Raw genomic sequence first — 13,292 nt, 5'->3', positions numbered from 1 at the left:
AAGAGCAGGGTAAGTGATTGTGAGTGCGGTTTTTGGAACGGTTTCATGATTGCTCGTCAATCAATTGAACAATTTCTAACCTAGTTACAGATTTTCAGAGAGAGTCAAAAATAGGCAACTGAATATGAGTAGACTAGAATTTTACAGTCAACGACAAATAAAAATGTGAACAACAACAGAGAGGTTCACATTTTCTTTTTGGTCTATGGCAAAATGGCTTTTAGTTCCTTCAGGATAGTTTGCAAGGTTACGATCGCTTGTTCTCCTTGTTGTGGTTGATAGAGTAGTTGGAAATACTTGCGAATAGTTTCTTCAAATTGCTTACGGAGGAGAGTACAATTGGTCTTTGCGTACTCCAACATTCGTTTTTCACCAGGATGGGTTTGCTCATTGAGCGCAAATAACAAGTCAAAGTAGGAAGCAAAAAATTCACTTGTACGATGATTCATACTGAGAAAATCTTGGCGTTTGATAGCTTTTTCTATTTGGTGAGAGAAGGCAGGCATGGCTTGTTCTAGCAAAAGGAGTTGCCTTTCGATGATATGCTTTTTGAGTTCCTGTGGATAGGGAATCTGGTAAGTCTTTTGGAGAGAAGCATAGTGTCCATTCGGGTCGTATAGAATCTTGCTGTGGAGTAGATTGTGCCACATGCAAGTTGTATAAGCATTTTGAGCTTTGTGTTGAAAAACAGTTGTGTTCAATTCTTGTTCAAACGACTCCAGCGAACGATAAATCAACTCGATTTGGATACCGTTGTTTAGTACACAGTCATCCTCTAACTCCCAAAACTGGTTTCCAATTTCCATATAAGAACAATACTTACTCAAGATATCTCGTCGAATCGCCTCATCAATAGAAGAGTTTAGATAGACATAAACGTCATAGTCAGAATTTTGATCGTAGACTTGTCCTGCACGAGAACCACCAAGAGCAATAGCTTCTACTTGTTCAAGTTGAGAGAATTCTTTGCAAAGTTCTTGGATCATTTTTTTCTCCTTACGTTATGGTTTTAAAGTCATTTTACCAAAAAAGTAAAACGTTTGCATAGCATTGAGCTGCTCTTTTTCATTTATAGCAAAAAATGTGAACCCTTGTTTTGAGTTCACATTTCGTTTTTATTCCGCAGCTTGTTGCCAACGTTTTGCTAGCTTATGAGACAAGCTAGAAATAGTAAAGTTAAAGATAAAGTAAATCAAGGCAATCAGGATATAAAGACTGAAGACCTGCTCTGGTTCGAAATAACGGCCCATGAGAATTTGGCTGGCGCCAAAGAGTTCTTGTAGAGCGATAACAGAGTAGAGAAGACTGGTATCCTTAATCACAGTTACAAACTGAGAAATGATGGCTGGCAGCATTTTGCGGATCGCTTGTGGGAGAATGATGTAGTAGAGGATTTGCGCAGAGGTAAAACCTTGCGACATTCCTGCTTCATACTGGCCCTTGTCCACGGCATTGAGACCGCCTCGGATAATCTCAGCTAAGGCTGCTGAGGTAAAAAGGGTAAAGGCGGTAATACCAGCTGGTGTGGACTTCATCTTAAACACCAAAAAGATGGTGAAAATCCAGAGGAGGTTGGGAACGTTACGTACAAACTCGATATAAATGCTGGAGATGATCCGTAAGACAGGATTTTTCCCATTTCTCATGACGGCTAGTACTGTTCCGATAAGGGTCGAGAGGACGATAGCAATCAGAGAAATGTAGAGGGTCAAGCCAAATCCTTTAAAGATAAAGATTAGGTTATCTGGGGTCAAAACTTCTAAAATAGATTCCATAGTAACCTCCTAAAGTGAATAGGCTTTTTTGTTGGCTTGCTCCATCTTGCGACCAAACTGGGCAACAGGGAAGCATAGAGCAAAGTAGAGAAGAGCAGCGCCTAAAAAGGCTGGGATATAGTTTCCGTTGAGGGCCGACCAAGATTTGGTCACAAACATCAAGTCTACTCCAGAGATGATGGCAACTGTAGAGGTGTTCTTGATGAGGTTGACGATTTGGTTGGTCAATGGAGGGAGAATGATACGGAAGGCCTGAGGCAAGATAATCAAGCGCATGGCACTGATATAGGTAAAACCTTGGGACAAGGCGGCCTCCATCTGACCGCTAGGAATAGACTGAATCCCTGAACGAATAACCTCAGCGATATAGGCGCCGTGATAGAGTCCCACACAAAGTACAGCTGTCCAATAAATCGGAATCATGATGGTGTGTTCACTGATAAGAGGCAAACCATAAAAGACGATGACAAACTGCACCAAGAGGGGAGTATTTTGGTAAAATTCGACAAAGATACGAGCCAAAACACGCAAGAATGGGCGTTTGCTGGTTGACATGGCCCCAAAGAAGATGCCCAAAACCATGGCGAGGATAAAAGATCCAATCGCTAGGGCAAGGGTGAAGAGGAAACCATTAAAAAATTGTCCAAAATCCTGAAAATAGGCTGTCCAAGATGATAAATCTGTCATGGGGTGTCCTCCTTAATCTGCGGTATGGCTAGATGGTTTGAGCTTGTATCGGTCATAGAGTTTCTGCAAACTACCATCCTTGGTCCATTTAGTGACCAAGGTATCAAGATAGTCGTTTAGCTCGGTATTTGATTTCTTGGTGACGATACCGTAGTCAGATGGCTTGAAACTATCATCTAGTAGTTCTGTCCGTTTACTAATGTAGCCAGACAGGATAGAGCGATCCACGGAAAAGGCATCAATACGGTGAGCGTGAAGGGAAGTAATCAATTCTGGGTAGGAACCAAGTTCAACGAATTTAAAGGTTAGACCTTTCTTTTTGCCCAGTTCAGTAATCAGGCGTTGGGTGATGGATCCTTGGGCAACCCCAATCGTTTTACCGTTTAGGTCCTCAATGCTTTTGATGTTGGCAGATTTATTGACCAAAAAGCCAGAAGCGTCCGTGTAGTAGGGACTTGTAAAGTTATAGAGTTTTTTGCGTTCGTCTGTGATGGTGAAGGTTGCGATATCCAAATCGACCTGTTCATTGTCAAGAAGAGGTCCACGGGTTTGAGCGGTAACAGGAACGTAGCGAATCTTGACCTTGAGCTCATCTGCAATCATCTTGGCTAAGTCGGTTTCGATACCAGAATAAGTCCCTGTCTTGGGATCTTTGTAACCAAAATTGGGAACGTCTTGTTTGACACCGACAACCAGTTCGCCTCTTTTTTGAATGTCTGCGACGCTAGTATCGGCTTGGACTGGTTTTGCAGCAGCAAGACCGAAAAGGCTAATCAATAATGCTGATAAAAAGAATTTCTTTTTCATAGGCGCCTCCTTATTTGACTTTGTCACTTTCGTGGTTGATAATTTTGCTGAGGAATTGCTGGGCACGAGGTTCGCTTGGATTGTCGAAAAAGTCATCGACATCTGTCGTATCCACCAAAACTTCTCCGTCGGCCATAAAGATGATACGGTCAGCAACTTCACGGGCAAAGCCCATTTCGTGGGTAACGATGATCATGTTCATTCCGTCATGTGCCAGTTTTTGCATAACTGCTAGAACATCTCCGATAGTCTCAGGATCAAGAGCAGATGTTGGCTCATCAAAGAGGAGGAGTTCGGGATGCATAGCGAGTCCGCGTGCGATGGCAATCCGTTGTTTTTGTCCACCAGATAGCATGGCCGGATAGGAATCTTTCTTGTCCCACATATTTACAAATTCCAGATATTTTTGGGCTGTTTTTTCAGCTTCTTTTTTATCAATTCCTAGAACTTTAATGGGTGCAAGTGTTACATTTTCTAACACTGTTTTGTGTGGATAAAGGTTAAAATGTTGAAAAACCATGCCCACTTCCTTACGGAGAGGAACTAGATCTTTCTGACTGGCACCTGCTACTTGATGTCCATTGACTAGGAGACTTCCTTTGTCAACAGCCTCTAAACCATTAATCGTTCGGATAAGAGTGGACTTCCCAGAACCGGAAGGTCCAAGCAGGACAACAACTTGTCCTTTTTCAAAACGGAGATTGATGTCGCGGAGTGCGTGGTAGTCTCCGTAATATTTTTCGACGTTTTTAAATTCTACTAAAGCCATGAGAGATCTCCTTTGTGTTAGATTTTATAACATGATTCTACAACAAAAGAATGTTCTTGTCAAATCATATCTGAAAAAAATTCACTAAAATATTATAAAAAAGCAATCTGGATAGAGAAAATGCCTAAATCATGTTATAATGAAACGATAGAATTCTTAGAAAGAGTGGATGTTTTTTTGATAACTCCTACTTATGAATGGCAGTTTGCCCCGCAGGTTGAAGATGCGGATTTTACAAAGATAGCCAAGAAGGCTGGACTGGGTCCTGAGGTGGCTCGGTTATTATTTGAAAGAGGGATTCAGGATGAAGAAAGTCTAAAGAAGTTTTTAGAACCTTCTTTAGAGGACTTACATGATCCCTATCTGCTCCATGATATGGACAGGGCAGTGGAACGGATTCGTCAGGCCATTGAAGAAGGGGAAAACATTCTCATCTATGGAGACTACGATGCGGATGGCATGACTTCAGCTTCGATTGTGAAGGAAAGTTTGGAACAGCTTGGTGCCGAGTGTCGTGTTTATTTGCCAAATCGTTTTACCGATGGCTATGGTCCCAATGCCAGTGTCTATAAATATTTTATCGAGCAAGAGGGAATTTCCTTGATTGTGACAGTGGATAATGGAGTTGCGGGTCATGAAGCCATTGAACTAGCTCAGGCTATGGGAGTGGATGTCATTGTGACTGACCACCATTCTATGCCGGAAACCCTTCCTGATGCCCATGCGATTGTTCACCCTGAGCATCCGGATGCGGACTATCCTTTCAAACAGTTGGCCGGATGCGGAGTGGCTTTCAAGTTGGCTTGCGCCCTTTTAGAAGAAGTGCAAGTGGAATTGCTTGATTTGGTCGCTATCGGTACCATTGCGGATATGGTAAGTTTGACGGATGAAAACCGTATTTTGGTTCAATATGGTCTGGAGATGTTGGGACATACCCAGCGTATTGGATTACAAGAAATGCTGGACATGGCTGGGATTGTTGCGAATGAAGTGACAGAAGAAACGGTTGGATTTCAGATTGCCCCTCGTTTAAATGCCCTGGGGCGATTGGATGATCCCAATCCTGCCATTGATTTGTTGACTGGATTTGATGATGAGGAAGCTCACGAGATTGCCCTTATGATTCACCAAAAAAACGAAGAGCGTAAGGAAATTGTACAATCTATCTATGAAGAAGCTAAGACCATGGTGGATCCTGAGAAGAAGGTCCAGGTTTTGGCTAAGGAAGGCTGGAATCCTGGCGTTCTGGGTATCGTTGCTGGTCGTTTGCTGGAAGAACTAGGGCAGACAGTCATCGTTCTTAACATAGAGGACGGTCGTGCTAAGGGCAGTGCTCGTAGTGTGGAAGCGGTCGATATTTTTGAAGCTCTGGATCCCCATCGAGATCTCTTCATAGCCTTTGGAGGCCATGCTGGTGCAGCTGGAATGACGCTGGAAGTTGAGAAACTCACAGATTTATCTCAGGTTTTGGAAGATTATATCCGTGAAAAAGGCGCAGATGCTAGTGGTAAGAACAAGTTAAATCTAGATGAAGAGCTAGACTTGGAGACTCTTAGCTTGGAAACGGTTAAAAGTTTTGAACGCTTGGCACCCTTTGGAATGGACAATCAGAAACCTGTCTTTTATATCAAGGATTTTCATGTCGAGAGTGCCCGTACTATGGGAGCAGGCAATGCCCACCTCAAACTAAAAATTTCCAAGGGTGAGGCGAGTTTTGAAGTGGTGGCCTTTGGACAAGGTAGATGGGCAACAGAGTTTGCCCAAACAAAAAACCTAGAATTGGCAGTCACCTTGTCTGTCAACCAATGGAATGGGCAAACTGCTTTGCAGTTGATGATGGTAGATGCGCGTGTGGAAGGTGTTCAACTCTTTAACATTCGTGGGAAGAACGCAGTCTTGCCAGAAGGGGTTCCGGTCTTGGATTTCTCTGGAGAGGTGCCAGATCTAGCGACCAGCGACGCGATTGTTGTGAAAACTATTCCAGAAGATATTACCTTGCTGAAGACCATTTTTCAGGAACAAAATTTCTCTGCGGTCTATTTCAAAAACGACATAGACAAGGCCTACTATTTAACAGGTTATGGGACTAGAGAACAGTTTGCTAAATTGTACAAGACTATTTACCAGTTTCCAGAGTTTGATATTCGCTACAAGCTGAAGGATCTGGCGGCTTATCTCAATATCCAACAAATCTTGCTGGTCAAGATGATTCAAGTATTTGAAGAGCTGGGCTTTGTGACGATCAAAGATGGTGTCATGACAGTCAATAAAGAAGCGCCAAAGAGGGAGATTGGAGAAAGTCAGATATACCAAAAACTTAAACAAACCGTCAAAGATCAAGAAATGATGGCGCTGGGGACAGTGCAAGAAATGTATGATTTTTTGAAAGGATAATCATGAAGTCTTTAAAGAAAATTTCAAGCTGGATTGTTAAAGATAAAGTAATAGTAATATTCTTTTTTGTGTCTTTTTTACCTATATTGTATGCTGTTGTAAAAATTGTTTTAAAAACGCACTTTGGAACTGAAGATTTTGGTATTAATTTGAGAAAAACAATAGACTTTGATTGGTTAGCTTATTATGGGTCAATTATTGGGAGTTATTTGATTGTATATACTCTAAAGAATGAAAATACAAAATATAGGGAAGAAAAACGTGACTCAGTTAGACCAATATTGAATGTTGGATTAAATTATGAACAAATGGGAAGTAAAGATAAACATAAACATACCTCTAATTGTTTAAAAATAGATTCAGAACAAGGCAAGAAACAAGGCAAGAAACAAGGCAAGAAACAAGGCAAGAAACAAGGCAAGAAACAAGGCAAGAAACAAGGCAAGAATTATATCTGTCAGTATAATTATATAAAGATTAACAAAGAAGATGCTCAAGATGAAGAATCGATTGCTATTCTTATAAAAATTAGAAATATTGGGTTAGGTCATGCCTTAATTGATAAAATAGAATATATAGAAAAAAATGGATCGGGAGGTAATCATAAATTAAAGGCTGAAGAAAGATTTATGATTGATAAGAAAACCTCAAATAATCTACTATTGAAGTTTGACTCAAGAATTGAAGATATTGAAAAGATTAAAATATTTTTTATTGATATTTTAGAAAATAAATATGTCTATGATTTAAAATTAGAAGGAATCAATGATAAAATGAATTTTGTGAATATTGAGGGTAAAAAATTACATTTATTTAGCCTTACCAAGGCATATTTTGAAAGTTATTTTCCAGAGATAGTAGAAAAAGATAGCTAAAGAACCGTCAAATACCAAGAAATGATGGCGCTGGGTACCGTGCAAGAAATGTATGATTTTTTGATGGAGTTATAGATGGAAAGGGACTGAGATGACCTATCTCGGTCTCTTTTTGACGGATAAATGCTTGATGTGGGAGTGGTTGAGAAGACGGTCTTTTGAGTGATTTACTGATGAAAAGATTGGGGGAATGATTCATTTTTATTCTCTTCTATCACTTTATACGATGTCTGCTTTTAAACCTTATGTAGTAAAAGTATAAATTTTTGTAACATGACTAAAATATAACTCTAAACGAACTGACATGTAAATCAAGTATGATTTTCTTATCAAGAAAATATAAGGGGAATCCAGTTATGAAAAAAACAGTTACGAAACTGACTCTTGGTTTGACTTCTACGGCTATTTTAGCTACAGTTGGTGCTCAAACTGTGCACGCGAACTCTTACGTTGTCCAAGACGGTGATTCATTTTATGCCATCGCAACTGCAAACGGCATGGATCCGCATGAGTTGGCAGCTTTGAATGGAAAAACCATCTTTGACACTATCCACCCAGGCGATGTATTGGAAGTGAGTGGTTCCGCTCAGGCTAGCTCAACCTACAGTGCTCCAGCTAGCACTGCGAACGTGGTATCAGATACAGAGGATGTTGTCGAAAAGACTCCGACAAACTATGGAAACTCATACCCTGTTGGTCAGTGTACATGGGGTGTGAAAGAATTGGCGCCTTGGGCTAGCAACTGGTGGGGAAATGCCAACACGTGGGCAATCTACGCGAGTGCTCAAGGCTATAAGACAGGAAGTGTTCCAGTAGTAGGAGCAATCGCCGTTTGGGATGGTGGTGAATATGGACACGTTGCTTATGTAACAGATGTTCAAAGTGAAAACTCCATCCAGGTATTGGAAGCAAACTACAGACGTCAAAAGCAGATTGCAAATTACCGTGGCTTCTTTAATCCTCATGAATTTTTAGGTAACGTCACTTATATCTATCCAAACTAAAGATGATAAAAAGATTTAGAATTTCTAAGTCTTTTTTCTTTTTGAAGAAATTTCCTAACGTTATCCTCTATCTTAGTGGCTAATTGCTGAAAATTTTTTAGATTCTGTAGCGAACAGGAAATTTTCGCTTTTGGATGTAGATAAACCATGTCTTTGTAGGAAATAGTTCTCAAGTCGAGAGGTAAAAGCAAGTTTTTTGAACTAAAAGAAAAATTTAGAGTTCGAGAAAGGTATCTGAAATCAAATTGATTCAGAAAGTCCATAATTTTGATGGTACAATCGTTCTATTATCTTAGATGAAGCCTCCAAAAGAGAAGTCAAAGTAAAAGAATTCGATTCACAGTAGTGACTAATCTCTAGTTAAAAACCGATCTTCGTTTTGAAAATAATCAAAAAAATGGTATAATGGTAGGAAAAGATTCGGCTGGAAGTTTTAGAACTTTTAGAATAAGAGGGTAAATTCGCCCTATAATCAAGATAAATGAAGTTTCGGAGGGAAAATGAGTAATATTAGTTTAACAACACTAGGTGGTGTACGAGAAAATGGTAAAAATATGTACATCGCTGAAATCGATGGTTCTATTTTTGTTTTGGATGCGGGGCTTAAATACCCTGAAAATGAACAACTAGGTGTTGATGTCGTCATTCCAAATATGGACTACCTTTTTGAAAATAGCGATCGTATCGCAGGGGTCTTTTTGACCCACGGACATGCAGATGCCATTGGTGCCCTGCCTTATCTTTTGGCAGAGGCTAAGGTGCCTGTATTTGGTTCTGAGTTGACCATTGAGTTGGCCAAACTCTTTGTCAAAGGAAATGATACGGTTAAGAAATTCAATGACTTCCATGTGATTGATGAAGATACGGAGATTGATTTTGGAGGGACTGTGGTTTCCTTCTTCCGTACAACTCACTCTATCCCAGAAAGTTTGGGAATAGTCCTGAAAACAGCTGAAGGTAGCATCGTTTATACAGGGGACTTCAAGTTTGACCAGACAGCTAGCGAATCCTATGCGACGGATTTTGCTCGTTTGGCAGAAATCGGTCGTGATGGTGTCTTGGCGCTCCTCAGTGATTCAGCCAATGCAGACAGCAATATCCAGGTGGCGAGTGAGAGTGAAGTTGGAGACGAAATTACCCAGACCATTGCAGATTGGGAAGGTCGTATCATCGTTGCCGCAGTTGCCAGCAACCTTTCTCGTATCCAGCAGGTTTTTGATGCTGCAGCAGATACAGGTCGCCGAGTTGTTTTGACTGGATTTGATATTGAAAATATCGTCCGCACTGCGATTCGACTCAAAAAATTGTCTCTAGCCAATGAAAGTCTCTTGATTAAACCCAAAGAAATGTCTCGTTTTGACGACCATGAGTTGATTATCCTTGAGACGGGCCGTATGGGTGAGCCGATTAATGGACTTCGCAAGATGTCCATTGGACGCCACCGTTATGTGGAAATCAAAGATGGGGACTTGGTCTATATCGTAACCACTCCATCTATCGCAAAAGAAGCTGTCATGGCGCGTGTTGAAAACATGATCTACCAAGCTGGTGGTGTGGTGAAACTCATTACCCAAAGCTTGCGAGTATCCGGACATGGGAATGCGCGTGATTTGCAGTTAATGATCAATCTTTTGCAACCAAACTACCTCTTCCCTATCCAAGGAGAGTACCGTGAGTTAGATGCGCATGCCAAGGCTGCCATGGCAGTTGGAATGTTGCCAGAACGCATCTTCATCCCTAAAAAGGGAACGACCATGTCTTATGAACATGGAGACTTTGTTCCAGCTGGAGCTGTTTCTGCTGGGGATGTCTTGATTGACGGAAATGCCATCGGGGATGTTGGAAATGTCGTCCTTCGTGACCGTAAGGTCTTGTCAGAGGATGGAATCTTTATCGTGGCGATCACTGTCAACCGTCGTGAGAAGAAAATTGTGGCTAAGGCCCGTGTTCACACGCGTGGATTCGTTTATCTCAAGAAGAGTCGTGACATTCTCCGTGAAAGTTCAGAATTGATTAACCAAACGGTAGAAGAGTATCTTCAAGGTGATGACTTTGATTGGGCAGATCTCAAAGGCAAGGTTCGCGACAATCTGACCAAGTACCTCTTTGATCAAACCAAGCGTCGCCCGGCAATCTTGCCAGTCGTGATGGAAGCAAAATAATAAGCAGCATACCTACAGAAAAAGTCGAAATTCGGCTTTTTCTTATAGAATAGTAAAAGGAGACAACCATGGCAGTTATGAATATTGAGTATTACTCAAAAGTTTTGGATATGGAGTGGGGCGTTACCGTACTCTATCCAGATGCTAGTCGGGTGACTGAACCAGATTGCACGGATATTCCTGTTCTTTATCTTTTGCACGGAATGTCAGGAAACCAAAATAGCTGGCTCAAACGTACCAATGTCGAGCGCTTGTTGCGTGGGACCAATCTCATTGTTATCATGCCCAATACTAGCAATGGCTGGTACACAGATACTCAGTATGGCTATAACTACTATACAGCTCTAGCAGAAGAGTTACCTCAGGTAATGAAACGTTTCTTCCCCAATATGACCAGCAAGCGAGAAAAAACTTTCATAGCAGGCCTATCCATGGGTGGATACGGTTCCTTCAAACTCGCTCTATCGACAAATCGTTTTTCTCATGCGGCTAGTTTTTCTGGTGCACTCAGTTTTCAGGAATTTTCTCCTGAAAGTCAGGATCTGGGGTCACTTGCATACTGGCGAGGAGTTTTTGGAGAGATTAAAGACTGGACAGCTAGTCCTCATTCGCTTGAAAGCATGGCTGCAAAATCCGATAAAAAGACTAAACTATGGGCTTGGTGTGGAGAGCAAGACTATCTCTACTCTGCCAATAATCTCGCAGTGAAAAACCTCAAAAAACTTGGTTTTGAGGTGACCTATAGTCATAGTCTAGGTAAGCACGAGTGGTACTACTGGGAAAAACAATTGGAACGTTTTTTGGCTACTCTACCAATTGACTTTGTCTTGGAAGAACGTTTATCTTAGTTTTAGGTTTCTTTCAGCTTTCTTCAGTAAAATAGAGAATCTATCTTGATCAAGGAAAATGTGATTTCAAGATAGGTTCTTATTTTTATGAAAGGTGGGGCGTCATGTTCTGGATTATTCGATTATTGTTCCGATTTCTTTTGGGAATTTGGCGTTTCTTCTGGCGTCTGGTTTGGACTGTGGTCATTCTACTGCTCATTGCCTTTGGAGTGGTTTGGTATCTGTCTGGTGATTTTCATTCTGCGGTCAATCAGGTTGAAAAAATGAGCAAGATTGGTCAAGGTGGCTGGAATCAATGGAAGGAGACGGGAACGCTGGAAGTCTTGTCTCAGACAGACAGTCACCAACATGCAGAAGGCAAGTGGGCTCAAGCTTCAGCTCGCATCTATATTGAGCCTCAAATGGATGAGACCTTTCAAGGTGCCTATGCAGAAGCCATAAAAAACTGGAATCAAACGGGAGCCTTTACCTTTGAGGTGGTTGCGGATCCTAGTCAGGCAGATATTGTGGCAAGTGAAATGAATGATGGATCGACTGCTGTAGCAGGTCAAGCCGAGAGTCAAACCAATTTGTTAACCAAACAATTTATATCTGTAACGGTTCGCCTGAATCACTATTATCTATCCAATCCAAACTATGGTTATTCTTATGAACGGATCGTGCACACGGCGGAGCACGAGCTGGGGCATGCCATCGGATTGGATCATACCAACGAAACTTCTGTCATGCAGCCAGCAGGTTCTTACTATGGAATTCAGCCTCAGGATGTGAAGGCTGTTCAAGAACTCTATACCAGAAGCGACTAGATGAAGTCGGTGCAATCTGAAATGAAATCAAAGCTCCTCCATCAAGTGATTGGTGGGGCTTTTTGTTCGTCCTGTTACGGCCTTTTTGTTATAATGGAACTATGAATAACTTGATCAAATCAAAACTAGAGCTCTTGCCGACCAGCCCTGGTTGTTACATTCACAAGGATAAAAATGGCACCATTATCTATGTAGGAAAGGCTAAAAATCTGCGTAACCGCGTGCGGTCTTATTTCCGTGGAAGTCATGATACCAAGACGGAGGCTCTGGTGTCTGAAATTGTGGATTTTGAATTTATCGTCACTGAGTCCAATATTGAGGCACTTCTCCTAGAAATCAACCTGATTAAGGAAAATAAGCCCAAGTACAATATTATGCTCAAGGATGATAAGTCCTATCCCTTCATCAAAATCACCAATGAGCGTTATCCTCGCTTGATTATCACCCGTCAGGTCAAAAAGGACGGAGGTCTTTATTTTGGACCTTATCCTGATGTGGGAGCGGCCAATGAAATCAAGCGACTACTGGATCGGATTTTTCCTTTTCGGAAATGTACCAACCCGCCGTCTAAGGTTTGTTTTTACTACCATATCGGCCAATGTATGGCCCACACCATCTGTCAGAAAGATGAGGCTTATTTCAAGTCCATGGCTCAGGAGGTTTCTGATTTCCTAAAAGGACAGGATGACAAAATCATCGATGACCTCAAGGGGAAGATGGCATCCGCAGCTCAAAGTATGGAGTTTGAACGTGCGGCGGAATACCGTGACCTGATTCAGGCGATTGGAACACTTCGGACCAAGCAAAGGGTCATGGCTAAAGATTTGCAAAATCGGGACGTCTTTGGCTACTATGTGGATAAGGGCTGGATGTGTGTTCAGGTTTTCTTTGTCCGTCAGGGAAAACTCATCGAGCGGGATGTCAATCTTTTCCCCTACTACAATGATCCAGATGAGGACTTCTTGACCTACGTGGGACAATTCTATCAAGAAAAATCTCACCTGGTTCCCAATGAAGTATTGATTCCGCAGGATATTGACGAAGAAGCCGTCAAGGCCTTGGTGGATACCAAGATTCTCAAACCCCAACGTGGGGAAAAAAAACAACTGGTCAATCTAGCCATCAAAAATGCCCGTGTTAGTCTGGAGCAGAAGTTCAATCTGCT

General features: G+C 41.6%; 12 protein-coding genes. 7 read left to right on the top strand and 5 right to left on the bottom strand.

Annotated features, from left to right (window positions below):
* Positions 1-203: 203 nt before the first annotated feature.
* From GMD3S_RS0205180 to GMD3S_RS0205160, 5 genes are all read right to left on the bottom strand, one after another.
* A complete protein-coding gene (locus GMD3S_RS0205180) occupies positions 204-986 on the bottom strand; it encodes a DUF4037 domain-containing protein (RefSeq protein ID WP_000613909.1) in 783 nt (260 codons plus the stop codon).
* 129 nt (positions 987-1,115) lie between these two features.
* Entirely contained in the window at positions 1,116-1,775 is a 660-nt protein-coding gene (locus GMD3S_RS0205175) for an amino acid ABC transporter permease (protein WP_000443854.1), read from the bottom strand.
* Between the two features lie 9 nt (positions 1,776-1,784).
* Positions 1,785-2,462 carry an amino acid ABC transporter permease gene (locus GMD3S_RS0205170; protein ID WP_000131126.1) on the bottom strand — a complete coding sequence of 226 codons (678 nt, stop codon included), beginning with the start codon at positions 2,460-2,462 and terminating at the stop codon, positions 1,785-1,787.
* A 12-nt stretch (positions 2,463-2,474) separates the two neighbouring features.
* A complete protein-coding gene (locus GMD3S_RS0205165; protein WP_000726173.1) occupies positions 2,475-3,269 on the bottom strand; it encodes a transporter substrate-binding domain-containing protein in 795 nt (264 codons plus the stop codon).
* Between the two features lie 10 nt (positions 3,270-3,279).
* The gene (locus GMD3S_RS0205160) at positions 3,280-4,038 is read right to left on the bottom strand and encodes an amino acid ABC transporter ATP-binding protein (RefSeq protein ID WP_001229587.1); all 759 of its coding nucleotides are present in this window, start codon (positions 4,036-4,038) and stop codon (positions 3,280-3,282) included.
* A gap of 177 nt (positions 4,039-4,215) precedes the next feature.
* Between GMD3S_RS0205160 and recJ the strand changes: the two genes are divergently transcribed.
* From recJ to uvrC, 7 genes are all read left to right on the top strand, one after another.
* Positions 4,216-6,432, top strand: a complete 2,217-nt coding sequence (gene recJ / locus GMD3S_RS0205155; protein WP_008284525.1) for a single-stranded-DNA-specific exonuclease RecJ — start codon at positions 4,216-4,218, stop codon at positions 6,430-6,432.
* Positions 6,433-6,434: 2 nt separating this feature from the next.
* Positions 6,435-7,307, top strand: coding sequence for a hypothetical protein (locus GMD3S_RS0205150; RefSeq protein WP_000838566.1), 873 nt, complete (start codon positions 6,435-6,437; stop codon positions 7,305-7,307).
* A gap of 356 nt (positions 7,308-7,663) precedes the next feature.
* On the top strand, positions 7,664-8,311 hold the full coding sequence (locus tag GMD3S_RS0205145; RefSeq protein ID WP_000754477.1) for a COG3942 and LysM peptidoglycan-binding domain-containing protein: 648 nt from the start codon (positions 7,664-7,666) through the stop codon (positions 8,309-8,311).
* 500 nt (positions 8,312-8,811) lie between these two features.
* Positions 8,812-10,473, top strand: a complete 1,662-nt coding sequence (locus tag GMD3S_RS0205140) for a ribonuclease J (RefSeq protein WP_000065608.1) — start codon at positions 8,812-8,814, stop codon at positions 10,471-10,473.
* Between the two features lie 68 nt (positions 10,474-10,541).
* Positions 10,542-11,321, top strand: coding sequence for an alpha/beta hydrolase (locus GMD3S_RS0205135; protein WP_000290059.1), 780 nt, complete (start codon positions 10,542-10,544; stop codon positions 11,319-11,321).
* 104 nt (positions 11,322-11,425) lie between these two features.
* Positions 11,426-12,127 carry a M57 family metalloprotease gene (locus GMD3S_RS0205130; protein ID WP_000498563.1) on the top strand — a complete coding sequence of 234 codons (702 nt, stop codon included), beginning with the start codon at positions 11,426-11,428 and terminating at the stop codon, positions 12,125-12,127.
* A 101-nt stretch (positions 12,128-12,228) separates the two neighbouring features.
* A partial coding sequence (gene uvrC, locus GMD3S_RS0205125; protein ID WP_025172959.1) for an excinuclease ABC subunit UvrC occupies positions 12,229-13,292 on the top strand: 1,064 nt, incomplete at its 3' end.

The organism is Streptococcus sp. GMD3S (assembly GCF_000298695.2).
Taxonomy (GTDB): Bacteria; Bacillota; Bacilli; order Lactobacillales; family Streptococcaceae; genus Streptococcus.
This window is presented reverse-complemented; position numbering and strand designations above follow the sequence as displayed.